At 63.0% G+C, this 24,127-nt stretch carries 23 protein-coding genes and 1 tRNA gene; 15 read left to right on the forward strand and 9 right to left on the reverse strand.

What is annotated here, in order from left to right; all coding sequences use genetic code 11:
• The first annotated feature begins 7 nt into the window (after positions 1–7).
• The 7 genes from ACWA13_RS05985 to ACWA13_RS06015 all read left to right on the forward strand — a co-directional run bounded on the left by ACWA13_RS05985 (position 8) and on the right by ACWA13_RS06015 (position 7,289).
• A complete protein-coding gene (locus ACWA13_RS05985; protein ID WP_463937240.1) occupies positions 8–676 on the forward strand; it encodes a DUF501 domain-containing protein in 669 nt (222 codons plus the stop codon).
• Positions 673–1,626, forward strand: a complete 954-nt coding sequence (locus ACWA13_RS05990; protein WP_463937241.1) for a Ppx/GppA phosphatase family protein — start codon at positions 673–675, stop codon at positions 1,624–1,626. Before ACWA13_RS05985 ends, ACWA13_RS05990 begins: the two co-directional genes overlap by 4 nt.
• Before the next feature lie 45 nt (positions 1,627–1,671).
• Positions 1,672–3,063, forward strand: a complete 1,392-nt coding sequence (locus ACWA13_RS05995; protein ID WP_463937242.1) for a S8 family serine peptidase — start codon at positions 1,672–1,674, stop codon at positions 3,061–3,063.
• Positions 3,064–3,101: 38 nt separating this feature from the next.
• Positions 3,102–4,589, forward strand: coding sequence for an NAD(P)/FAD-dependent oxidoreductase (locus tag ACWA13_RS06000; RefSeq protein WP_463937243.1), 1,488 nt, complete (start codon positions 3,102–3,104; stop codon positions 4,587–4,589).
• Between the two features lie 117 nt (positions 4,590–4,706).
• A complete protein-coding gene (locus ACWA13_RS06005; protein ID WP_463937244.1) occupies positions 4,707–5,663 on the forward strand; it encodes an N-acetyltransferase in 957 nt (318 codons plus the stop codon).
• Positions 5,664–5,683: 20 nt separating this feature from the next.
• Positions 5,684–5,757: transfer RNA gene (locus ACWA13_RS06010), tRNA-Leu, on the forward strand.
• 173 nt (positions 5,758–5,930) lie between these two features.
• Positions 5,931–7,289: an ABC transporter substrate-binding protein gene (locus ACWA13_RS06015; RefSeq protein ID WP_463937245.1), complete on the forward strand. Its 1,359-nt coding sequence runs from the start codon at positions 5,931–5,933 to the stop codon at positions 7,287–7,289.
• Positions 7,290–7,513: 224 nt separating this feature from the next.
• On the opposite strand, the gene ACWA13_RS06020 is transcribed toward ACWA13_RS06015, so the two are convergent.
• The 4 genes from ACWA13_RS06020 to ACWA13_RS06035 are packed head-to-tail and all read right to left on the reverse strand — an operon-like array spanning position 7,514 to position 11,654.
• Positions 7,514–8,284, reverse strand: a complete 771-nt coding sequence (locus tag ACWA13_RS06020) for an ABC transporter ATP-binding protein (protein ID WP_463937246.1) — start codon at positions 8,282–8,284, stop codon at positions 7,514–7,516.
• A complete protein-coding gene (locus ACWA13_RS06025) occupies positions 8,281–9,339 on the reverse strand; it encodes an ABC transporter ATP-binding protein (RefSeq protein ID WP_463937247.1) in 1,059 nt (352 codons plus the stop codon). The genes ACWA13_RS06020 and ACWA13_RS06025 overlap by 4 nt, the downstream gene beginning before the upstream one ends.
• Complete coding sequence (locus ACWA13_RS06030; RefSeq protein ID WP_463937248.1) at positions 9,336–10,304, reverse strand: branched-chain amino acid ABC transporter permease; 969 nt, start codon at positions 10,302–10,304, stop codon at positions 9,336–9,338. The genes ACWA13_RS06025 and ACWA13_RS06030 overlap by 4 nt, the downstream gene beginning before the upstream one ends.
• A gap of 9 nt (positions 10,305–10,313) precedes the next feature.
• Positions 10,314–11,654: a branched-chain amino acid ABC transporter permease gene (locus ACWA13_RS06035; protein ID WP_463937249.1), complete on the reverse strand. Its 1,341-nt coding sequence runs from the start codon at positions 11,652–11,654 to the stop codon at positions 10,314–10,316.
• 423 nt (positions 11,655–12,077) lie between these two features.
• Here ACWA13_RS06035 and ACWA13_RS06040 point away from each other — a divergent pair, with 423 nt between their 5' ends.
• Positions 12,078–12,941, forward strand: coding sequence for a Bax inhibitor-1/YccA family protein (locus ACWA13_RS06040; protein WP_463937250.1), 864 nt, complete (start codon positions 12,078–12,080; stop codon positions 12,939–12,941).
• An 89-nt stretch (positions 12,942–13,030) separates the two neighbouring features.
• On the opposite strand, the gene galK is transcribed toward ACWA13_RS06040, so the two are convergent.
• Complete coding sequence (galK, locus tag ACWA13_RS06045) at positions 13,031–14,218, reverse strand: galactokinase (protein ID WP_463937251.1); 1,188 nt, start codon at positions 14,216–14,218, stop codon at positions 13,031–13,033.
• Positions 14,215–15,378 (reverse strand): galactose-1-phosphate uridylyltransferase, encoded by a 1,164-nt coding sequence (gene galT / locus ACWA13_RS06050; RefSeq protein WP_463937252.1) that lies wholly within the window; start codon positions 15,376–15,378, stop codon positions 14,215–14,217. The genes galK and galT overlap by 4 nt, the downstream gene beginning before the upstream one ends.
• 173 nt (positions 15,379–15,551) lie before the next feature.
• Here galT and ACWA13_RS06055 point away from each other — a divergent pair, with 173 nt between their 5' ends.
• The 4 genes from ACWA13_RS06055 to ACWA13_RS06070 are packed head-to-tail and all read left to right on the forward strand — an operon-like array spanning position 15,552 to position 19,688.
• Positions 15,552–16,541, forward strand: a complete 990-nt coding sequence (locus tag ACWA13_RS06055) for an aldose 1-epimerase family protein (protein WP_463937253.1) — start codon at positions 15,552–15,554, stop codon at positions 16,539–16,541.
• 4 nt (positions 16,542–16,545) lie between these two features.
• Entirely contained in the window at positions 16,546–17,814 is a 1,269-nt protein-coding gene (locus tag ACWA13_RS06060) for an AI-2E family transporter (protein ID WP_463937254.1), read from the forward strand.
• Between the two features lie 3 nt (positions 17,815–17,817).
• Complete coding sequence (ilvA, locus tag ACWA13_RS06065; RefSeq protein ID WP_463937255.1) at positions 17,818–19,056, forward strand: threonine ammonia-lyase; 1,239 nt, start codon at positions 17,818–17,820, stop codon at positions 19,054–19,056.
• An 8-nt stretch (positions 19,057–19,064) separates the two neighbouring features.
• Entirely contained in the window at positions 19,065–19,688 is a 624-nt protein-coding gene (locus ACWA13_RS06070) for a rhomboid family intramembrane serine protease (RefSeq protein WP_463937256.1), read from the forward strand.
• 126 nt (positions 19,689–19,814) lie between these two features.
• Here the strand turns inward: ACWA13_RS06070 and greA are convergent, their stop codons facing one another.
• Positions 19,815–20,309, reverse strand: a complete 495-nt coding sequence (gene greA / locus ACWA13_RS06075) for a transcription elongation factor GreA (protein WP_463937257.1) — start codon at positions 20,307–20,309, stop codon at positions 19,815–19,817.
• A gap of 149 nt (positions 20,310–20,458) precedes the next feature.
• Positions 20,459–20,914: a DUF4307 domain-containing protein gene (locus tag ACWA13_RS06080; RefSeq protein ID WP_463937258.1), complete on the reverse strand. Its 456-nt coding sequence runs from the start codon at positions 20,912–20,914 to the stop codon at positions 20,459–20,461.
• Between the two features lie 109 nt (positions 20,915–21,023).
• On the opposite strand from ACWA13_RS06080, the gene mca reads away from it, so the two are divergent.
• Positions 21,024–21,929 carry a mycothiol conjugate amidase Mca gene (gene mca / locus ACWA13_RS06085; protein ID WP_463937259.1) on the forward strand — a complete coding sequence of 302 codons (906 nt, stop codon included), beginning with the start codon at positions 21,024–21,026 and terminating at the stop codon, positions 21,927–21,929.
• A gap of 99 nt (positions 21,930–22,028) precedes the next feature.
• Complete coding sequence (locus tag ACWA13_RS06090) at positions 22,029–22,382, forward strand: hypothetical protein (RefSeq protein ID WP_463937844.1); 354 nt, start codon at positions 22,029–22,031, stop codon at positions 22,380–22,382.
• Positions 22,383–22,449: 67 nt separating this feature from the next.
• Here the strand turns inward: ACWA13_RS06090 and trhA are convergent, their stop codons facing one another.
• Positions 22,450–23,103 (reverse strand): PAQR family membrane homeostasis protein TrhA, encoded by a 654-nt coding sequence (trhA, locus tag ACWA13_RS06095; RefSeq protein WP_463937845.1) that lies wholly within the window; start codon positions 23,101–23,103, stop codon positions 22,450–22,452.
• 210 nt (positions 23,104–23,313) lie between these two features.
• Between trhA and ACWA13_RS06100 the strand changes: the two genes are divergently transcribed.
• Entirely contained in the window at positions 23,314–24,075 is a 762-nt protein-coding gene (locus ACWA13_RS06100; RefSeq protein ID WP_463937846.1) for an isoprenyl transferase, read from the forward strand.
• Positions 24,076–24,127 lie beyond the last annotated feature (52 nt).

Genomic DNA, 24,127 nt, shown 5'->3' on the forward strand with positions numbered 1-24,127 from the left:
GACAGTCATGGCACGGAACCCGGTACCAGCAGCAGAGGAATCCCGCCGCCCCACGCCGCGCGATCTCGAGGTGCTCAGCCGCCAATTGGGGCGGCCGGTCCGCGACGTCGTTGAAATACCTGCCCGCTGTGTCTGCGGCAATCCGCTGGTGGCTGCCACCGCCCCCCGGCTTAGCAATGGAACCCCGTTTCCAACGACGTTCTATCTGACCCATCCGGTGATCACAGCTGCGGTTTCCAGGCTTGAGGCCGGTGGCACCATGAACGCCATGAACGAGCGCCTCGAAGCGGGCGACCCCTTGGCCGCCCGGTACCGGGCCGCCCATGAGGAATACCTGCAGGCCAGGTCAGAAATAGGACAACGATCCGGCATTGGTGCCGTCCCCGAGATCGACGGCATTTCCGCTGGAGGCATGCCCACCCGGGTCAAATGCCTGCACGTCCTGGTTGGACACTCCTTGGCAGCAGGTCCCGGCGTGAACCCGCTCGGTGACGAAGCGCTAGCCCTCATCACGGACTGGTGGACGGCGGACCGCTGCTACTGCACCGGCGCCTGGGACACCACGGGTGAGGTTCCTGACCGTGACCTGAGCAGGCATGGCCCGCAGGGACTCCCGGAAATTGTGGGCCGTCCAGCACCTGTACGTAAATCCGCCACTGAAGGGACTGCCCAATGAAGCGCGTTGCGGCCATCGATTGCGGCACCAACTCCATCCGCCTGCTGATTGCGGACATCGAACACGCCGATGGAAACCAGGCACCCACACTGACGGATGTGGTCCGCGAGATGCGCGTGGTCCGGCTGGGCCAGGGCGTGGACGCAACGGGGGAGTTTGCCGCAGAAGCGCTCGAGCGCACCCTCGCAGCAACGGCGGATTACGCTGAGCTCATCAGGGAGCACCAGGCCACAGCGATCCGCTTTGTAGCCACTTCCGCCACCCGCGATGCGCGCAACAGGGACGTCTTTATTGACGGCGTCCGGGAACTCCTCGGTGTGGAACCGCAGGTAATCTCCGGTGACGAGGAAGCCGCCCTTTCCTTCGCCGGTGCCAGCAGCGTGCTGCCCATCGCCGACGGCGACCACGTCCTGGTCGTGGACCTGGGCGGCGGCAGTACCGAATTCGTGCTGGGCACCGCCGCCGGGGTTACCGCCGCGTTGTCTGTCGACGTCGGCTGTGTCCGGATGACCGAACGGCACCTGCGCAGCGATCCCCCCACTCCAGCAGAAATTGCCGCAGCAGAAAAAGATGTAGACGCTGCCATCGATTCGGTTAGGCAGGTGGTGCCGCTGGAGAATGCCACCGCCGTCGTCGGTGTTGCCGGCTCCATCACCACGATCACAGCGCATGCCTTGAAGCTGCCGGAGTACCTGCCATCGGCCATCCATGGCGCGGAGCTGAGCATCAAGGAACTGCGTTCCGCAGCTGATGACCTGCTGGCCTCCAGCAGGGACGAACGGGCGGCGTTGCCGTACATGCACCCGGGCAGGGTGGACGTCATCGGCGCCGGCGCCTTGGTATGGCGGCGCATCCTGGAACGACTGGCCGGCCTGACCGATGGCAGGATCGATTCAGCGACAGCGAGCGAGCACGATATTCTTGACGGGATTGCCCTGAGCATCGGCTAACTGCACGTCAACCGGCCGGGTTCACCGCACGAGCATTGGAATTGAATGACCAGAGCACCAGGCCGGCTTCGACGGACCACAGCGTCACTGCTGGCAGCTGTTCTGGCGAGCGGCGGATTGCTGATCGGCAACGCCCTGCCCGCGGCCGCAGACGCAATACGCGACAAGGAACACTGGCTGGCCGGTTCCGGTATCACCAAGGCCTGGGAGGTTTCCAAAGGCGCGGGCGTTAAAATTGCCGTCATCGACAGTGGTGTGGATGGTTCCCACCCGGACCTCAAGGGAGCTGTTGCCGGTGGCTACGATGCCTCCGGTGCGGGCAGCCCTGACGGCCTCAAGAGCATCGGCATCAAGCCAGAGCATGGCACCTTGGTGGCAACCATGCTGGTCGGTCGCGGGCACCAGCCGGCCCCCAGCACGGAAAGCCCCAGCCCCAGTGCCAGTCCCTCGCCCCCTCCCGCCCCCGGTCCTGGCGGGCCGGACGGCGTAATCGGCGTGGCACCGGAGGCACAGATCCTGGCTGTGTCCACGTGGCTGGGTTCACAGAATCCGGGCGGCAAGAGCGATCTGGACCAGATTCCCGACGCCGTTCGCTGGGCCGTGGACAACGGCGCGGACATCATCAATATTTCCCTTGGCAGCACCTCTCCGCAGTGGCCGCAGAGCTGGGACGCGGCTTTCCTGTATGCCGAGCAGAATGATGTCGTCGTCGTCGCCGCTGCAGGCAACCGCGTGGGCGGCAACGTCCAGGTGGGCGCCCCTGCAACTATCCCCGGAGTGCTGACCGTAGCCGGACTGGACAGGGCCGGCGTCGCAAGCGTCGACTCGTCCTCCCAGGGCATCGCCATTGGAGTTGCAGCCCCGGCCGAGGACCTGGTGGGCGGACTCCCGGGCGGCCAGTATGCGCAATGGGAAGGAACCTCCGGAGCTACCCCGATTGTTGCCGGGGTCGCCGCGCTGATCCGGTCGAAGTGGCCGGATATGCCCGCCAGGGATGTCATCAACAGGATCGTCAGCACTGCCAAGGACGCCGGCGCGCCCGGCAAGGATCCGCTGTACGGCTTCGGCGTCCTTGATGCTGAGGCGGCACTGAAAGCGGACGTACCAAGGGTCAGCCAGAACCCGTTGGGGACCATTGCAGCGTGGATCCAGGTGCACCGTCGGGGCCAGTCCCCCAGTGCGCTGCCGCTGCCGACCGCCGATGCCGCACCTGCCCAGCCCACCTTGCCGGCCGCGACTGTCCCGGCCGCAGTGCCGCCCTCCGCTCGCGATTCCATGGTCGCCGGCGCCGTCGTCATCGGTTTTGCGGCACTGTTCGTGGTGATGATCGCTGTGGCCGTTTTCCAGTTGCGGCGGGCTTACCGGAACCCCGCACTGCTCCGGGAAGAAGCTGACACCGGCGTGGTGGAGAAGGTGGAAAACGTGAGGCAAACGTAGCTAGTGAAGATTTTCACAAAGTGTTGTACCCTTAAATCATGGCAACCACCCCAGAGCTCCAGGACCGTCCCCGGGTACTCGTCGTCGGCGGCGGATACGTCGGCCTGTACGTAGCACTCAAACTGCAGAAGAAGATCGCGAATGCAGGTGGCATTGTCACCCTCGTGGATCCACTGCCCTACATGACCTACCAGCCCTTCCTCCCCGAAGTAGCAGGTGGCAACATCGAAGCGCGCCACGCTGTGGTCTCGCACCGCCAGCACCTCAAGCAGACGGAGTTGATCCAGGGCCGGGTTGCCTCCATCGATCACGCCAACCGCACTGCCGTGATTTCTCCGGCGGACGGCGGCGCCAACTTCGAGATCCCTTATTTCGACGTTGTCCTGGCGGCAGGAGCCATCACCCGCACCTTCCCGATCAAGGGCCTCGCGGACAAGGGCATCGGCCTGAAGACCATCGAAGAGGCCGTGGCATTGCGCAACAAGGTGCTTGACCGCATCGAGGTCGCCTCCGTCATGACCGACCCTGCGGCCCGCGCCAAGGCTCTGACCTTCGTGGTTGTCGGCGGCGGCTTCGCCGGCATCGAGTGCATCACCGAGATGGAAGACCTCGCCCGCGCTGCCGTTCGGAACAACCCGCGCATCAGGCAGGAGGAAGTCCGCTTCGTCCTGGTTGAAGCCATGGGCCGCATCATGCCTGAGGTCACCCAGAAGCAGGCCGAATGGGTTGTGGAGCACCTCCGCAGCCGCAATATCGAAGTGCTGCTGAACACCTCCCTGGATAACGCAGAGACTTCCATCAAGCTGATCAACATGGCAGACAAGTCGCCTGCCCAGGAGTTCGAAGCGGACACCCTCGTCTGGACTGCCGGTGTGCAGGCCAACCCGGTGGTCCGCTCTACTGACTTCCCGCTGGAGCCCCGCGGCCGTGTCCGCGTCCTGCCTGACCTCCGCATTGCCGGTGATGAAGGCATCATCGAGAATGCCTGGGCCGCCGGCGACATCGCCGCCGTGCCGGACCTCACGGGCAGCGGCCTCCCGGATGGCACCTGCGTCCCCAACGCCCAGCATGCACTGCGCCAGGCCAAGCGCCTCGCAAAGAACCTGTGGGCCTCCCGCTGGGAGAAGCCGCTCCACGACTACAAGCACAAGAACCTCGGCGCTGTCGCAGGTTTTGGTGAGTGGAAGGGTGTTGCCAACATCAACCTGCTGGGCCGCATTGGGCTTAAGGGCGGACTTGCCTGGCTTGCGCACCGTGGCTACCACGGCATGGCAATGCCCACCTTCGAGCGTAAGTTCCGCGTAGTCTTCGGCTGGATTCTGTCCTTCTTCATGGGCCGCGACACCACGCAGCTCCTTGACTTGGACCGCCCGCGCGCTGCCTTCGTCGCCGCTGCCACGCCTGCACCCAAGCCGGCCGCGGCCACGCCTGAGAAGTCCGCCGAAGCGCCGGCAGCCGGGGCGCCCGGTTCTGCCGGAGCCACCAAGGTGGACGCACAGCAGAGCGTACCTGCCAACGTAAAATAGCATCAGCCACTGATTTACGACGGCGGCCGCTCCCATTGGGGGGCGGCCGCCGTTTTTTCTGCTTTTCACTATTGGTCCTTCACAGGGTGCAGTACCGCAGGTGCCTAGACTGGCTTCATGATCGACCAGAAACGACTCGCCTCCTTGTTGTCATCCCTCAGACCGGCACTTCGCGCAGAGGAGTATGTCTATGTCCAGTGGCCGGAGGGCAGACCTCTCGCAGAAGGCCTGGACGCTGTTGTCCGGGAAGCAGAAGGAACGACGGCGGTCCTTGCCAGGGAGCGGGCAGACCAGCTTGGCCTGGACTATTCCTTTGTTGCAGCGTGGATCACCCTGGAGGTGCAGTCCGCCCTGGACGATGTTGGCCTGACAGCGGCCGTTAGCAGTGCGCTGACGGCCGCGCATATCAGCTGCAACATCCTGGCAGGACTCCATCACGATCATCTCCTGGTGCCCGCTGCGGACGCCGCCAGGGCCGTTGAGACGCTCCGTGAACTGTCCGCAGCGCATTCGGGACAGCAGCCCGCACCGGCTGAGGCGTCACTCGTGGTCCGAAGCGAGGTGCCGGCAGACCGTCCGGCGATTCTTGAACTGATGGGCAAGGCATTTGCGGTTTCACCCGTGACCGGCGAAGCCGTTGAAGGGACCCCAGCGGAGGTGGGCCTGCTGAAGCAATTGTTTGATGCTGAGGAGTACCTTCCCGAGCTCAGCATTGTGGCTGAGTCGGGCGACGAGATAGTCGGGTACGTCATCAGTACCCGTGCCAGGGTGGGCGATCTGCCATTGCTGGGCCTTGGACCGATCGGCGTTGTTCCCAGGTTGCAGCAGCACGGAATCGGCTCCGCATTGATGACGGAGACGATCCGGAGGGCGAATGCTGCAGGGGAACAGGGGATTGCCCTGCTGGGCAGCCCCGACTACTACGCGAGGTTCGGCTTTGTACCAGCGGATTCCTTCGGCATCGATGCGCCGGATAAATCCTGGGGCCGCTACTTCCAGTTGCTTCCGCTTGCCCTCTGGCCCGGGGGAGTGCACGGCACCTTCCAGTACGCGCTGCCATTTGACGGCCTCTGACGGGATACCATGGACGCGGCGCCCCAGTAGCCCAATTGGCAGAGGCAGCGGACTTAAAATCCGCGTGTTGTGGGTTCGAGTCCCACCTGGGGTACAAATGTGTCCTCCGTGCGCCGCCCCCTGATTTCCCCTAGGCAACGACTGTTATAAGGATGTGACCGTAGTCACTTATGTTCGGGGGAGAATTGCATTAGCTTGAGTTAAATCAGGAACACCTGACCCACCGCATCAAAGGCCGTTCGCACCTTTCGATCGAGGAGATTCTCAATGATTTCACTCCACCCGGGGGCACCCCGAGCAGCCAAGCTCACAGCGCTTGGCATCGGTTTCGCCCTTTTGGCTACTGCCTGTGGTGGCACCACCACCCCCAGCGCCACTGACACCTCCACCCCACCGTCCGAATCAGGTATCTCCTGCCCGGCTCCGGGTGAGACTGCAGGCGGGTCGGCGACCGCAACAGCCGGCGGGTCCGAAGCCGTTCCGCCTTCTTCCACCACTGCCCCGGTTCCGCTGAAGCTCGGGTCACTGCTGCCTACCACAGGTTCCCTGGCATTCCTCGGCCCGCCCGAAATCGCCGGCGTTAACCTCGGCATCAAGGAGGTCAATGACGCCGGCGGTGTCCTCGGCAGTCCGGTAGAAGTAATTCACCGCGATTCCGGCGATACGAAGACCGACATCGCCACGCAGTCAACCACCGCCCTCCTGGGCTCGGGAGTGAGCGCCATTATTGGTGCGGCTTCTTCGGGTGTTTCCAAGACCGTGATCAACCAGATCACCGGCGCAGGTGTCATCCAGTTCTCCCCGGCGAACACTTCCCCGGACTTCACCACCTGGGACGACAAAGGGCTGTACTGGCGTACTGCCCCCTCTGATGTCCTCCAGGGCAAGGTCCTGGGCAACTACATGGCAACCTGTGGTGCGCAGACTGTCGGCATGATCGTCCTCAATGACGCTTATGGCACCGGCCTCGCCACCAACATCAAGTCGGCCGTTGAGTCGGCCGGCGGCCAGATCGTCGCTGAGGAGCTCTTCAACGAAGGCGACTCGCAGTTCAGCAGCCAGGTGGATGCCGTTATTTCGGCTAAGCCGGATGCGATTGCCCTGATCACCTTCGACCAGGCCAAGAGCATTGTTCCGTTGCTGGTGGGCAAGGGCATTGATCCTACTCAGCTGTTCCTCGTTGACGGCAACACCTCGGACTACAGCAAGGATTTCGATCCCGGAACGCTGAAGGGCGCGCAGGGCACCATTCCCGGTACGTTTGCCAAGGATGCTTTCAAGCAGTCCCTGCTGGCTATTGATCCGGCCCTGAAGGACTTCAGCTACGCCGGTGAGTCCTACGATGCCGTCAACCTGGTCGCACTGGCCTCAGAGGCCGCTGCGAGCACCAACGGCGTTGACATCGCCGCGAAGCTCAAGGAAGTCTCGGAGGGCGGGGAGAAGTGCAATAACTTCGCCTCCTGCGTGACGCTGCTGCGCAACGGTGAGGACATTGACTACGACGGACAGTCCGGTCCCATCACCTTCTCGGACGCCGGTGACCCCACGGAGGCCTTCATTGGCATCTATGAGTACCAGGAAGACAACACCTACAAGCCCGTCAAGGAAGAATTCGGCAAGCTGTAACACCGCGTTCTGACTCTCAGGAACCCCCGTTCGGAGCAATCCGGACGGGGGTTCCTGCTTTGCTCGTTCGTTTTCTCAGGGCCCGCGCTGTCTTGCCGCTCATCGCCAGCAGGAGGCAAAGGAAGGGCCGCTCCGATCAGTCGATGGGAGCGGCCCTTTCTGGTCTCGATGGGCCTGTCTGGTCTGCCGGTACCTGCGCCAGTAACGGCGTTGCTGGCGGAACCCTAGTTATCGTCGGCCAGTGTTCCCAGGTACAGCTGGATGACCTTCGGATCCTTCATCAGCTCGCGGCCAGTACCGGTGTAGGCGTCGCGGCCCTGGTCCAGAACGTAGCCACGGTCGCAGATCTGCAGGCAGCGGCGCGCGTTCTGTTCCACCATGATCACCGATACGCCTGCACGGTTGATCTCATGGACCCGCAGGAAGGTCTCGTCCTGTTTGACAGGGGAGAGACCGGCCGAGGGCTCATCAAGAAGCAGTACCGCCGGATCCATCATCAGGGCGCGGCCCATGGCAACCATCTGGCGCTCGCCGCCGGACAGGGAACCGGCCCGCTGCGCCCGCCGCTTGGCGAGCTCCGGGAAGAGCCCGGCCACAAAATCGAACCGTTCGGCAAAGTCCTTGGGCCGTTGGAACATGCCCATCTGCAGGTTCTCTTCGATGGTCAACGAGGCGAACACGTTGTTATTCTGCGGCACGAAGCCCACGCCCTGGGTAACCAGCTTGTTGGCCTTCAGACCGGTCAGGTCTTTCCCGCGGACCACTACGGTACCGGAGTGCACCTTGACGAGACCGAACATTGCCTTGAGCAGGGTGGACTTGCCCGCTCCGTTGGGCCCGATGATTCCGATCAACTCACCCTTGCGGGCTTCAATGCTGCAGCCGTTCAGGATGTTCACACCCGGGAGGTATCCCGCCACCAGGTTGGTGACTTTGACGACTGAGTCGTCAGCAGGTGCCGCAGCGGCGGCCGCTGCCGGGCTGGTGGCGCTCATTCTGCCTCCTTGCTGTGGCGGCCCGGTTGTTCCGGATCCGCACGGTTGGGCCCGGTCTTGTGGCCCTGCACAACGGTGTCCACGGCTATGATTCCGGCGTTGTCGGTGCCGACAATCGATTCTTGGTCCGCTTCCAGTTCGGCCTCGAGTTCCTTGATGCCTTCGGCGTCGCCGAGGTCGACGTCGTGGTGGGCACCCAGGTACGCGTCAATGACGGCAGGATCCTTCATGACCTCGCCGGGCGGTCCTTCCGCAACGATCTTGCCTTCCGCCATCACCACCACCCAGTCCGCAATGTGACGGACCATGTGCATGTCGTGCTCAACGAAAAGTACGGTCATGCCCTCGGATTTGAGGTTCTTGATGTGGTCCAGGAGGGACTGGGTCAGGGCCGGGTTCACACCGGCCATGGGCTCGTCCAGCATCACCAGTTTGGGCCTGACCATCAAAGAGCGTGCCATCTCGAGCAGCTTGCGCTGCCCGCCGGAGAGGGAAGCAGCGTAATCGTCCTTCTTGTCATCCAGCTTGAACTTCTCCAGCAGGACATCGGCCTGGGCCGTGATCTGCTTTTCCTGGCTGCCCCAGATGCCCTTGAACAGGGCCTTTGACAGCCTCTCGCCGGCCTGTTTCGACGCGCCCAGCCGCATGTTCTCCATGACGGTGAGCTTGCCCATGACCTTGGTCAGCTGGAACGTGCGCACCATGCCCATGCGAGCCACCTTGTAGGAGGAAACGCCAGCGAGGCTGTTGCCTTCAAACTGCCACTTTCCACTGTTCGGCGCGTCGAAACCCGTCAGCAGGTTGAAGAGCGTGGTCTTGCCGGCACCGTTGGGGCCGATCAGTGCCGTGATCTTGTGCCGCGGAATTTCGAGGTATTCGACGTCGACGGCGTTAATGCCGCCGAAGGTCCGGGTGACGTTCTCCGCCACGAGGATGGGATCGCGTTTCTTGCAGCCCGGAGTGTTGGCTCCGGCCGCGATCGGCCGCGGATCGGTCATGTAATCGACCGTCTCATCGGTGAAACCGTGTGTGGCGTTTTCGCCGCTGGTGCTCATGCGAATGCCAACTCCTTCTTATTGCCAAAGACGCCTTGCGGCCTGAATATCATCAGGAGCATCAGCGCGACGCCCACCAGGATGTACCGTAACTGGCCGGCCTGGACGGTGGTCAGCCAGGTTATTGCGCCGGACTCGATGAGTCCGTAGAGGAAACTCTGGGTCAGGGACAGGACCACCCAGAAGATCATGGCTCCGACGACCGGGCCAAGGACTGTAGCCATGCCGCCAAGCAACAGGCAGGTCCACAGGAAGAAGGTCAGTTCCGTGCCGTAGTTGGCCGGCTGTACGGCGCCGCGGGGAAGGGTGAAAATCATCCCGGCCAGGGCACCCAGCACGCCACCGATGATCAGGGCCTGCATCTTGTAGGCGTAGACATTCTTGCCGAGAGACCGCACGGCGTTTTCGTCTTCGCGGATGCCCTTGAGTACGCGGCCCCAGGGACTGCGCATCAGGAGCCATACCAGGACGCAGCAGACGGCCACGAGGGACCATCCCACCACCCTGATGAAGAAATCTCGGTTGTTCATGCCCATATAGAGGCCCTCAGGGAAAGGGTTGAGCAGGTAGAAGTCGCCCTCGAACGCGGCCAGGCCGTTAGCTGAACCGGTGACCGACGTCAGCTGGTTGGTGGTCACGACGTACCGGACAATTTCTGCGGACGCGATGGTGACGATGGCCAGGTAGTCCGCCCGCAGGCGGAGCGTGGGGATACCCAGGATGAGGGCGAAGATGACGGCACAAATGACCGCGACCAGCAGTCCGACGAAGAACGGGACACCGAACGTCAGCGTCGAGATGGCGAAGCCATAGGCGCCCACGGCCATAAACCCGGCCTGACCGAAGTTCAGGAGGCCCGAGTAGCCGAAGTGGACGGCGAGGCCAAGCGCCGCGAGAGCGTACGCCGCCGTCGTGGGACTGAACAATTCACCGAAAGCACTGGAAAAAATAAATCCATAATCCATGGCGGTCTCCTAACCAACACGCTCACGGCGACCCAGGATTCCCTGGGGCCGGAAGAGGAGGACAACGATCATGATGACAAGGGCACCGACGTACTTGAGGTCGGCGGCGAGTCCGACGACCGTGGTCAGCTCCACGAAGATGCCCACCACTACGGAGCCGATCAGCGCCCCGAATACGGTGCCGAGGCCGCCAAGGGTGACGCCCGCGAAGATGAGGAGCAGGATTTGGGAGCCCATGTCGAAGGTAACGCCGGGGCGGTAGTAGGCCCAGAGGATGCCGCCCAGGGATGCGAGGACACCGCCCACGATCCACACGAGCCGGATGACGCCGTCGACGTCAATACCGGAGGCGGCAGCCAGTGCGGGGTTGTCCGCCACCGCACGCGTTGCCTTGCCGAGGCGCGTCTTGAGGAGCACTATGCCCAGGATGGTGATGACAACAGAGCTGATCAACAGGGACCAGAGGTTGTTCGGTGATATGGAGATCGGGCCGATCTGGACTTCAGCACTTTGGGCGTAAGGCAGCTGCTGGGTGGCCCCGCCGAAGTACAGCTGGATGACGTAGCGGACGGCAAGGGCAAGGCCGATGCTGACGATCATCATGGGGACCAGGCTCATGCCCCGGCGCCGCAGCGGGCGCCATAGTCCGGCATCCTGGGCGTAGCCGAAGAGGCCACCGCCCACCATGGCCAGAATAATGGTGAGCCAGAACGGCAGCCCGATGGCATTGAGCGCGAACACCAGGACGGCGCCCAGCGTCACCATCTCGCCATGGGCGAAGTTTGTGAGCCCGGTGGTACCGAAGATCAGTGAAAGCCCGACGGCGGCCAGGGCCAGCAGGAGACCGAAGCTCAGTCCTGCCACCAGGCGGTTGAGCAGGTTCTGGCCAAAGTTCTTATCCTGCATCACGATGCCCTCGCCAAAGGCGAAGATTACTGAGAGGTTGGACGTCTGGCTGAAGGTCACGGTGCGGGGATTTTCCTGGCCCTCGGCCAGTTTGATGCCCTCAGGGAGGGTGGACTCGTCCAGTTCCACCTCGTATGTTCCCTGGGTGGGAACACCGATCCGCCAGGAGCCATTCTCGGCAGATTCGGTTGTTCCGGTGAAGTCGCCGCTTTTGGCAGTGATCGTTACGCCAGCGAGCGGTGCCCGGGTGTCATCCCGGAGGAATCCGCTGATGGCGTTCTGGAATGTCTGCTCCGCGGGGGATGGTGACGGGGCAGGAGACGTCGCCTGCGATGCCGGGGCGAGGACCAGCAGGATTGCGATGACCGAGGCCGGAAGGGCTACCAGCACCTTAAGCAATCCGCGGGGCCGCCGGCGGGGCGGGCCTTGGGGTGCGCTTCTCAAGTTGTTAACCTCCACATGGGGTGGAACGGGTGCGCCGGTTGGGACGCTGCGAACGGACGGCACGGAGAGGGGGCGACTCCCGCATGCAAATGTGAGAATCATCACCCCGTTGGCTCATGTTACAGCCGCAAACGATGAAAAAAGCGCCGAAAAACTGCTGATAGATCGCGATCGGGTAACAACTGGAAGCTGGCGGACCGGATCCTGCGGGGAGACGCCGGCGAAACTTTTGTTGTTCCAATACGCGTTAGCAGATGCCCGGCGAACTGGTGCATGGCCGTGGAAGAGTCACATTTGGGTTGCGCTCACAATTCCCGGGAACCAATGGGCCCGGCAGGGCGTGGGAATTGGTACCGTGAACTATACGTTCGCTTAAGTACGGTACTTACGCTCTCTACGTCACCTATATGGAGGAAAACCGCAATGGCACTTGGCGGAAACCCGATCTTCAACGGAAAGAATTTCCGTGGAGCCACCCAGGCACCGCCTGTCCCGCAGGCTCCGTATGGCAACCAGGGCGGCTACGGCACCCAGACCCAGTACGGTATGCCGCCCCAGGCCATGAGCCAGGAGCAGCTGCAGGATATGTACAACCGTCCCGCCGCGGGTCCGCTGGACACCGGCCGGATGAGCTATGACGACGTCATCATGAAGACGTTTCTGTGCCTCGGCGCGGTTCTCGCCGGTGCAGCCGTCACCTTCGTGGTGGGCATGGGCCTCGCCAGCCTGCTGATGATCGTCGGCGCGTTGGGCGGCTTCGTGCTGGCCATGGTGAACACCTTCAAGAAGCAGCCGTCACCGGCGCTGATTCTGGCCTACGCCGGACTTGAGGGCCTCTTCCTGGGCGGCCTTACCCGTATCCTCGATGCTCAATACGGCGGTATTGGGTTGCAGGCGGTTCTTGGCACCCTGTCCGTCTTCGTCGTTACCCTGATTCTCTTCAGGAGCGGCAAGGTCCGCGCTACGCCCAAGGCCATGCGCTTCTTCATGATCGCCATGATCGGCTACGCAGTGTTTTCCGTACTCAACCTGGTCATGATGATGACAGGCCTAACGGATAACCCGTTCGGCCTGCGCAGCGGCATTTTCGGTATCCTCATTGGCGTCTTTGCGATCGGCCTTGCAGCCTTCTCGCTGATCATGGACTTCACGTCGATTGAAGCCGCAGTCAAAAGCGGAGCGCCCGAGCGGTTCTCCTGGACGGCTGCGTTCGGCCTGACGGTCACGCTGGTTTGGCTCTACGTGGAGATCATTCGCCTCCTGGCTATTCTGCGCGGCGACGAGTAGTACTTTTCTCCAGTAACAGCAATGGCCCCGCCTCCCCGGCGGGGCCATTCTTGTATCTGTTGCCGTGCTGCTGGCCGGAACCACGTCACTTAGCTGACCCGGTGCGCTCCCGCAGCGGGAGTAACGGTGAAAATATCCGGTTCCCTGTAGCCTGCATCAGCGAAAGCACGTACGACGGCGGTCCGGACTTCCGCTTCTGCCGCCACGGGAGTGAGGGCGATAGCCGCGCCACCGAAACCCCCACCGGTCATTCGGGCGCCGATTGCACCATGGCCACGGGAGACGTCTACCGCAAGGTCCAGTTCAGGGCAGGAAATCTCAAAATCGTCCCGCATTGAAACATGGCTGGCATCAAGGAGGGCGCCGATGGCGCCGGGGCCTTGGTTTGCCAGCAGCTCTACGGTCTGCAGGACCCGATCGTTTTCCATCACCACATGGCGCACCCGGCGGAAAGTGACCTCGTCCAGCAGTCCGGACGCCTCCTCCAGGTCTTCCACGCTGACGTCCCGGAGCGCCGGGACCCCCATTACCTCGGCGCCCAGTTCGCAGGAGGCGCGGCGAGAGGCATAACCGCCGTCGGCGTGTGAATGCTGCACTTTGGTGTCGATGACCAGCATGACCAGGTTTGCCGGTTCAACCTCGAACGGCACCAGCTCGACCCTCTGGTTGCGGCAGTCCAGGAAAACGGCGTGCCCTTTGGCGCCCCTCAGGGACGCCGACTGGTCCATGATGCCCGTGGGGGCACCAACGAAGTCGTTCTCCGCCTTCTGCGTGGCCAGGACCATCTCTTCGGCCTGCAGGCCGGCGCCAGTAAGATCGTTCAGTGCCGAAATAACGGCACACTCAATGGCGTGCGATGAAGACAGCCCTGCGCCCAGGGGAACATCTGAGTCCAGCAACAGGTCAATGCCGGGTACTTTGATGCCGCGTTGCCGCAGGGCCCACATGACGCCCAGCGGGTACCTGGTCCACCCCTTGGCCGAAGTGCTGTCCAGGGAGGCAGCGTCGGCCGTCGTCAGTCCCTGGCCGCCGTAGGTGGACAGCAGCCTGATGGTCGAATCGGTCCTGGCGGCCACGGCAACCCGTGCCGTTTTATCGATGGCGAAGGGCAGGACAAAACCTTCGTTGTAATCGGTGTGTTCGCCAATCAGGTTCACCCGCCCCGGTGCCTGCCAGACCCCGTCGGGGAGCCGACCGAAAGTCTCCTCAAAACGGTGGATCAGAGCATCCGTCTCCAGCGGCGCAGGTATTGCACCCGGCTTGTTTTCATGACTCATGTCAGGGCTCCTTCTGGGGATTCTGTGGCCACAACCGGGGGATTGGCAGGGGCTCCTGCCGGAACGTGGACGGTTCGAAGCCGCTCAGCCACGGCTTCGGGAGTGGTGTCGTTAATGAAGGCTCCCATGGCGGCTTCTGAGCCTGCCAGGAACTTCAGCTTGTCCGCCGCCCGCCTGGGCGAGGTGATCTGGAGATGAAGGTAGCCGGACCGCCGCAAGGCCGCGTCCGTCGGGGCCTGGTGCCATGCTGAGATGTAGGGCGTGGGGGTGGGGTAGAGGGCGTCGAAGCGCTTGAGCAGTTCCAGGTAGACAACCGCCAGTTCATCCTTTTCCTCGCCCGTCAGCGCGGCAAGATCGGCGACCTGGCGGTGCGGGACCAGATGAACTTCCAGTGGCCAGCGGGCGGCGAAGGGAACGTAGGCGCTGAAGTTGGTGCCTTCGAGGACCATGCGGCTGCCGTCTGCACGTTCTGAGCCGAGGAGCGAACCGGTCAGGGTGGAGCGGCCTCTGGCCTCATCATGGAATTTTTGGGCAGCTGCTGCCATCACTTCGGCGCGGGGAGTGACGTAGGGATAGGCATAGATCTGCCCGTGCGGGTGGTGCAGGGTGACGCCGATGTCGGCGCCGCGGTTCTCGAACGGGAAGACCTGCTTGATACCGGGCAGGGCGCTCAGGACCTCAGTGCGGTGCGCCCACGCCTCAATGACCGTACGCGCACGGGTTTCACTGAGTCCGCTGAACGAGCCGGTGTGCTCCGGAGTGAAGGCCACAACCTCACAGCGGCCGAAAGCCGGTCCCGTAGTTCCCCACGCAGGATCCTGGGGAATATGGCCCACGGCAGGGCCAAGTGACGGGAACCGGTTTTCGAAAACCACAACGTCGTAGCTGGCTGCTGGAATCTCGGACGGATTTCCGGCAGTGGTGGGGCAAATGGGGCACTGATCCGCCGGAGGCAGGTGGGTCCGGCTTTGCCGGTGGGCTGCAACCGCGACCCATTCCCGGGTCAGGGCGTCGTACCTGACCTCGCCGGGTTCGCCGCGTGGCGGAAGGGTCCGTAGATCGGCGACGGAGTCAGGAGTCCGGGGGGTCCGGGTTCCGGGGTCATCGTAGTAAATGAGTTCCCGGCCGTCGGCGAGGCTGGTGGCGGTGATATTGATCATGGTGCTTGTCCTTTAGAGGCGTGGCCGGGGAACTGGCAGCACTACAATTGTGCCATAAGGCACCACAGGGAACATATTTTCTACCAAAAGCTAACATTTAACGCCAAGAAGTCACTGCTGGCTCTAGGCCTGTCAAGCTGGAGCGGAACGGCAACGCGCTGTAGCTTGTACCCATGACCCCTGAAACCCCTGCGACCTCCAATGCTGAAGCCCCCGCCGTGGCGACTCCTGCGGTAAACCGCCCCGCCACCGGGCGGCAGTTTGAGCTGGAGCGCGGCCAGGCCAGCGCCGTCATCGCTGAGCTGGCCGCCGGGCTCCGTTCGTACACCGTCGCGGGCACGCTCTTCACGGAGACCTACGGCGACGACCAGATTCCGCCTCGTGCCTGCGGCATTACACTGGCTCCCTGGGCCAACCGGATCCAGGACGGCCTCTGGTACCTCGATGGCCGCAAGCAGCAGCTGGATATCACCGATGTGGCCCGGAACAACGCCATCCACGGACTCTTGAGGAATGCGGCTTATACCGCTGTGGCGCAGCAAAGCGATTCTGTGACGCTTGAGGCCATTATCTTTCCGCAGCACGGGTACCCGTTCCTGGTCCGCCACCAGGTGGAGTATGCATTGGCGTCCGACGGCGGACTCGTGGTGCGCCAGACCCTGATCAACGACTCCGCGAAGCGTGCGCCCTTCGTCCTGGGCGCCCATCCGTACCTGCGGATCGGCGACGTGCCCGTGGCCGACCTGGTGTTGACGGTGGACGCCGGCACCACACTGTCCGTAGATGGCAGGCTCATTCCGCGCGGGGAAGAGCCGGTCAGCGGAGATCTTGATTTCCGCGCGGGCAGGCGCATCCGCAACATCCGCCTTGACGCGGCTTTTACCGGCCTGACCTTCGAAGGCGGTATTGCCCGGCACACCCTGGTTGCTGACGATGGGCGCAGCGTGAGCCTTTGGCAGGACGAAAGCTGCGCCTACGTCCATGTCTTTGTTTCCACAGAGTATCCGGGCCGGGAACTGGTGGTGGCTGTCGAGCCAATGACGGGGCCCGCGAATGCCTTCAACAGCGGCGCGGGCCTCCGCTGGCTGGAGCCCGGCGCGAAATTCACCATGGCGTGGGGCATTGACGCCGTTTCGCAAAGGGACCAGCCTGCGCAAGGATAGGGCTATGACTCCGGAAAATGCTTCAAAACCCATGCCAGGGGCCACATCGGGAGCTGCGCCGAAGTTCGGGCCGGCAGGACCGCTTCGGGTAGTCACCGACAGGCAACTTGAACAGGACATTCCCTACGGCATCCGCATTGCAGCTGCCTGGGCCTGGCGACTTGGGCTGATCTTGCTGATGATAGGCGCCCTGGTCTGGCTGTTGAGCAAGATCAGCTTCCTTATCATCCCCGTGATGGTGGCGGCCCTGTTGGCGGGACTGCTGGCGCCGGTGGTGAACTGGCTGGCCAAGCAGCGGGTCCCCAAGGGACTGGCCGTGGCCATCACGATCCTCAGCTTCCTGGGCATCATTGCCGGTGCCCTGACGCTGGTGGGCCGCCAGCTTGTTACAGGCTTCGGGGAGCTGTGGTCCGAGGCACTGGCCGGCATCCAGCAGATCCAGGGGTGGATGGCGGACGGCCCGCTGCATCTCACCACCGCGCAAATAGACACCTACATTGAAGAAGCTGTCGACGCCTTGCAGAACAACAGCAGCAGCATCCTCAGTGGTGCGTTGTCGTTCGGCAGTACAGCCGGGCACTTTGCCGCCGGGCTGGTGCTTTCGCTCTTTATCCTGATTTTCTTCCTCCTTGAGGGGGAGCGGATCTGGGCGTTCCTGGTCCGAATGCTGCCCCGTAAGGCGCGGGCGGCGGGTTATGGGGCCGGGCGGCGGGGCTGGGCCTCCATGGTCAGTTACGTGCGGATCCAGATGTTCGTGGCCTTCGTTGATGCCGTGGGCATCGGCGCCGGAGCCGCCATCATCGGAGTACCGCTCGCGCTGCCGCTTTCCGTCCTGGTGTTCCTGGGCTCCTTCATTCCGGTGGTGGGTGCACTGGTCACGGGTGCCATTGCCGTCCTCTTGGCCCTGGTGGCCAACGGCCCTGTGAACGCGCTGATTATGCTGGCCATCGTCCTGGCAGTCCAGCAGCTGGAAAGCCACATCCTGCAGCCTCTCGTCATGGGTAAGGCAGTTTCGCTGCATCCTGTGGCCGTCATCCTGTCCGTCGCTGCGGGGTCCTACCTCGCGGGGATTCCCGGCGCCTTGTTCTCAGTACCGATCCTCGCCGTAGCAAACACCTCAATTCGATATATCTCCGCCAGAACATGGGAACATGAACTGGTGCCGGCAAACCCGGAGGATCCGCCAGCGGAGGCAACCCTGGGCACCATTCGGGAAACCGAAGGCCCCGGCGATGGCCAGGCCGCCGGAGACTCATCCACCAAAGGAGAATAGTTAGTGAATAACCTCGAGAGCCTGCCGGTCACACTGGACGATGTCCTGGAGGCGCAGAAGCTGCTCGAAGGCATTATTACCCGTACGCCGGTGGAGACATCGCGCGCGCTGGGCACGCTGGTGGGTGGCGACGTCTTCTTCAAGTGTGAAAACCTGCAACGTGCCGGCTCCTTCAAGGTCCGCGGCGCCTATGTCCGGATGGCAAAATTGTCTCCGGAAGAGAAAAAGCGTGGAGTGGTGGCGGCTTCGGCAGGCAACCACGCCCAGGGCGTTGCCGTGGCAGCCAAGAGCCTCGGCATCAAGGCCCGGATCTATATGCCCCTGGGCGTTGCACTTCCTAAACTTGCTGCCACCCGCAGCCATGGCGCAGAAGTGATCCTGCACGGCCACAACGTGGACGAAGCCCTTGCCGAGGCACAGAGATATGCCAACGAGTCCCGGGCTGTTTTCGTGCACCCCTTTGACAACGTGGACGTGGTGGCAGGACAGGGCACCGTCGGCCTGGAAATCCTTGAGCAGATCCCCACAGTCGATACCATCCTGATGGGCGTCGGCGGCGGAGGCCTGCTGGCCGGCGTGGCCATCGCCATCAAGAGCCGGGCGAAGGAATTGGGCCGCGATATCCGGATCATCGGCGTCCAGGCTGAGAACGCAGCTGCCTACCCGCCGTCACTGGCTGCTGACGCCCTGGTGCCGCTTAAGAAGGTTTCCACCATGGCGGACGGCATAGCCGTAGGCCGCCCCGGTCAGTTGCCGTTCAGCATCATCCGCGAACTGGTGGACGACGTGGTCACTGTCAGCGAAGACTCACTTGCCCGTGCCCTGATCTTCCTCCTGGAACGCGCCAAGATGGTGGTTGAACCTGCCGGCGCCGTTGGCGTGGCGGCTCTGATGGACGGAAAGATCGAAAACCCCGGTACTACTGCCGTGATCCTGTCCGGCGGCAACATCGACCCCATGCTGATGCTCAAGGTCATCCAGCGGGGCCTTTCCGCCGCCGGCCGCTACATGACCGTGCGCATGATGCTGGACGACCGTCCCGGCTCCCTAGCCACGATTGCCCGGATTATTGCGGAGAACGACGCCAACGTAACCGGGCTGGACCACACCCGTGTTGGCGGTGCCATCAGCATGGGCGACGTCTCCATCACGGTGAACCTGGAGACCAAGGGCCACGAGCACGGCGAACAGGTGCTCGGTGCACTGCGGGCCGAAGGCTTCCAGCCCATCGTGGTGCACTAGGGCCTGCCATGAAGTTGTCGGGACCAGGGCCCAGCGGGCCGCGCGCGGCCGCCGATACGGCAGGGCGCGCAAGAACGGGTTTGCTGGTGGTGGGATCTTTTGTGGCGTTGTTGTTTATCGTGGAGCTGATCAACTTCCTGACGCTTCGCAGCCTCAACTTGATCTTCGGTCTGCGGCCTCGCACCCCGGACGGCTTGCTGGACATCCTGACCTTTCCGCTGCTGCACGCAAATCTTGGTCACCTGACCTCCAACGCCCTGCCACTGATCATCTTCGGCTTCCTGGTTTTTCTGTCCGGGGCAAGGGTATTTGTCACAACGCTGGGGTTGAGCTGGCTTGGTTCCGGAACAGCGGTCTGGCTGCTGGGCGGCGGCGTGACGATAGGCGCCTCCGGCTTGGTCTTCGGATTGTTCGCATTCCTCCTGGTCCGCGGCTTCCTCAACCGGAGCTGGTGGCAGATACTGCTCTCGGCAGTCCTGTTCCTGACTTACGGAGGCATCCTCCTGGGCGCGCTCCCCATAGTGGCCGGTTATGTCTCCTGGCAGGCGCATCTTGGCGGTGCCATTGGTGGCGTGCTTGCTGCACTGCTGTTGAAGCCCGCCAGCCCAGTGGCGGCATCGCCACGCGCCTGATCCTGACTGATCCGCCGGAGGGTGCCGCATCCGGGGGAGCGCCGGCAGGCCGCTAACTTAAGCACCAAAGTCCGGCAGCCCAAACGAGGGGCTGCCGGACTTTTGTGCTGATGGAAATTGGTGCTGCTAGCCTGTGTACGGCTTGGCAGAAATGATCTGCACGGGGATGTCCTTGCCGTTAGGGGCGGTGTAGGAGATCTGGTCGCCCTCCTTATGGCCAATGATGGCGGCACCCAACGGCGACTTGTCGCTAAAAACATTGAGATCGGAATCGCCGGCGATTTCACGGGAGCCGAGCAGGAACGTCTCTTCGTCTCCGGCAATCTTGGCGACGACTATCATGCCTGGTTCCACCACGCCGTCGTCAGCCGGAGCAGCCCCGACCTGGGCGTCGCGGAGCAGGGCAGTCAGTTGGCGGATGCGGGCTTCGATCTTGCCCTGCTCTTCCTTGGCTGCGTGGTAGCCACCGTTCTCCTTGAGGTCTCCCTCCTGGCGCGCGGCTTCGATCTTCTGAACGATTTCCGCCCGGCCAGCGCCGGAAAGGTGGTCCAGCTCTGCCTTCAGACGGTCGAAAGCTTCCTGGGTGAGCCAGGCTGCGGACGGACTGTTGGTGGTAGACACGGACTTCTCCTCTAATGGTCTTACATGCAAGACACCCCGCCACGGTGGCCACTTGTGGAACTCAGTAACCAGCTCAGCGGGGTGAAGGTATTAGACCATTGTAGTCAACACTGTGGATGAATCCCAATATCCAGGCGGCACCTGTCACATCAGGGGGCGGTGTCAGGCACCCAGCAGTTGTCGACGACGCCGGTGGCCGCCAGCGATTCCGTGCGGACCACTGCACGCTGCGCAACAGTCCGGCCGGAGTCTGTGCTGCCTTCAACGACACCTGCAGGGACGTCCACAACCTTCCAGCCCACAATCGCGTACTTGGAGTCCAGGGCTTTCACGGCGCATTTCACTGCTGTACTGGAGTCCCGGGTTACCTGAAAATCAACCTCAGTTTGCGTGGCATCGATCGTGCTGTAGCTGATGTCCTTGAACGTTATGGAGTCCGTAGCGTTTGACGTGGCGATCCATGCCATGAAGCCCACCCCCATAGCGAGGGCGACGGCGGCCACCACCTTTTTGCCCTTGGCGCTGAGGCCGCGCTTTTGACGGCCATAACGATTGGCTAGGCTAGTGCTTGCGGACGATGATGCCGGGCGATCCTGGGAAGTCACCAGTCCAGTTTAGTAGGGATCAATCGGCCTGAAATCCCACCACTCAAACATGCATCCAGACAGAACGCCGGCCTTTGTGGCTCCGGCACCAGAAAGAGGAAGCGTCCCTATGACCGCGTCCAGTTCCACGCCGGCGCCGCTGCGCCTCCTGGCGGTCCATGCCCACCCCGATGATGAATCGAGCAAGGGCGCAGCAACGATGGCCATGTATGCGGCCAACGGCGTCGAGGTTATGGTCGCGACCTGCACCGATGGTTCGCGGGGAGACATCCAAAACCCGGCAGTGGAAGATGCGCCGCATCCCAAGCGCGACATGGCGGGTGCCCGGCGCCTGGAGATGGCGCACGCGGCCCGCGTCCTGGGAATCCGCCAGCAATGGCTGGGCTTCGTGGATTCCGGCCTGCCTGAGGGAGACCCGCTGCCGCCGTTGCCCGCCGGGTGCTTCGCCATGCAGCCCTTGGAACGGGCCGCTGCTCCACTGGTCCGCCTGGTCCGCAGCTTCAAGCCGCACGTGATCCTTTCCTATGATGAGAATGGCGGCTACCCGCACCCGGACCACATCATGGCGCACAAGGTTGCAGTTGAAGCGTTTGAAGCTGCCGGGGATCGTGCGCGCTATCCCGGCGTGGGCGAGCCCTGGGAGCCTGCGAAGCTGTATTACGACAGGGCGTTCAGCCCGGAGCGGTTCCGCGCCCTGCATTTTGCCCTTGAAGAGGCCGGGCTGCAGTCGCCCTACGCTGAGCGGCTGGCCGCGTGGCTGGAAAGCGACGCCGAAGGTCACATGCCCCCGCCCCCAGCACACCCGACCACTACACAGGTCGACTGCGGAGATTTCTTCGAGGCCCGCGATGACGCCTTGCGGGCCCACGCCACGCAAGTTGACCCCCTGGGGTTCTTCTTCGCCGTCTCGCCTGACATGCAGCGCCGTGCCTGGCCCTGGGAGGACTATTCCCTGATCCAGTCGCGGGTGGAAACGGAACTGCCGGAGAAGGACCTGTTCGCCGGGCTAAGATAGACACAGCTTTTCTATGCTGCGTAGAAGTTGCAGCCCGGTTTCCGGGTTGCGTTCGCAGGCCTGTGACGTCCATCCTCCAGAAGGTTTCCCTTGCACCACATGATCGTGTTCCTCACCACCACGCCCTCGCCATCACCGACGTTGCGGCCGGGTCTCAACCAGAATGACATCACGCCCGGAACCCTGGGCTTCATCATGACGGCATTCTTCGTGGTGGCAACCACGCTTCTCCTTGTGGATATGGTGCGCCGCGTGCGCCGCGTCAGGTACCGGGCACAGGTGGAGGAGGAGCGTCTGGCCGCTGCAGCTGCGGCAGATGTCGCAGCCGAGGAGGCGGCAGACTCGGGTGCTGCCATTGACAGTACGAGCACCGACGAAGGTCCGGTTGACCGCACGCAATCGGGTATGGGGAATCTGAACGAAGACCGTCCCGGAGAACCCGGCTCCCGCTAGCAGGCTCGTGTAACCGCCAGCGGAGCCAGGCCGCGCCGCAGGTGGAACCCTGCCGCACCCTGCGGATCTATGCCCCGGACTGCCCCAGCACCGCAAGCGCGATCGCTACGAAGTGCGCGGCGAAGGCTATAACGGTGAAGGCATGGAAGAGCTCATGGAAGCCAAAATGCTCGAAGCTGAAGTTGGGTTTCTTGAGGGCATAAAAAATGGCACCGGCGATGTACAGGGCGCCGCCGACGCAAATAAGGACGGCTGAGGCGGGGTTCGCCTGGAAGAGTTCCGGCAAATAGAACAATGCCCCGCAGCCGAGGGCGATGTAGATGGGCACGTACAGCCATCGCGGCGCATGGGTCCAAAGAACGCGGAACAGGGCGCCCAGGATCGCTCCGCTCCAGATGACCCAGAGCAGCAGTACCGCCTTGGGCCGATCCAGGAGTGCCCAGGCCAGGGGCGTGTAGCTTCCCGCGATGACCAGCATGATGTTCGTGTGGTCCAGCCGCTTGAGCACCATTCTTACCCCGGGGGACCAGTTGCCCCGGTGGTAGACGGCGCTGACGCCGAACAACAGGATGCCGGTGAAGGCGTACACGGCACTGGCGACCCGGAGCTCCGCATTGGGCGCCAAAGCCACCAGCACCACGCCTGCAACCAGGGCCAGCGGCGCGGAGACAGCGTGAATCCAGCCACGCCATTTGGGTTTGATAGTGAGGAGTTCTGCGATCCGGACCGCGGCATCGTCCACGGCTCCCGACCGCTCCGGTTCCCGGGGCCCGTGGCCGGCTCCGGGAGGTAAGTTGGGCGGAATGCTCGTCATGCATTAAGCCTAACTTACGCGCGGGTAAGTTACTGGTGGGTAGGAACAGCGGGCCGGAAGCAAACGGTAGCCTAGAAGGAACTGCCCATCACACCAGGAAGTCAGGTGAACCGCCGCGTGGAACTGCCCGGGCTCCTCTATGGCTTTTACGAGCGCAGGCTTCTCCGCAGCCTTTCCAGGGATCGGATTCCGAAACATATCGGTGTAATGGTGGACGGGAACCGGCGCTGGGCCAAGCAATTCAACGCTCCCACCAGCCAGGGGCACCAGGCCGGAGCGGACAAGATTCACGAGTTCCTTGGCTGGTGCCAGGAACTCGGCGTTGAAGTGGTGACGCTGTACATGCTGTCCACTGACAACATGAGCCGCTCCAGCGAAGAGCTGGACCTGCTGATGGGAATCATCGCAAATACGCTGGACCGGCTGGACGAGGATGCGGACATCTCGGTCCACGCCATGGGTGCCCCGGAACTGCTGCCCGATTACCTGGCTGAACGCCTCAACAAACTGACGGCGCGCACGCCGGTCCAGGAGAAGATCCACGTAAACGTCGCCGTGGGCTACGGCGGACGCAGGGAAATTGTTGACGCCGTCAGTGAACTCCTGCGCGACGCTGCGGACCGCGGGGTGGGGCTTCGGGATGTTGCCGATTCCCTGACGGTGGAGGACATTTCGCGTTTCCTCTACACCCGGGGCCAACCGGATCCGGACCTGGTGATCAGGACCTCTGGTGAGCAGCGGCTCTCCGGGTTCCTGATGTGGCAGAGCGCGTACAGCGAGTTCTATTTCTGTGAGGCCCTGTGGCCGGCCTTCCGCAAGGTCGATTTCCTCCGCGCCCTCCGGGATTACGCCGGCCGGCAGCGCCGCTTCGGATCCTGAAGCCCGGCGGTTGCGTTTACCTCGAATTCACACGGCGGCAGCAAGAATCGCC

The organism is Pseudarthrobacter sp. TRD_SC_9 (genome assembly GCF_055361265.1).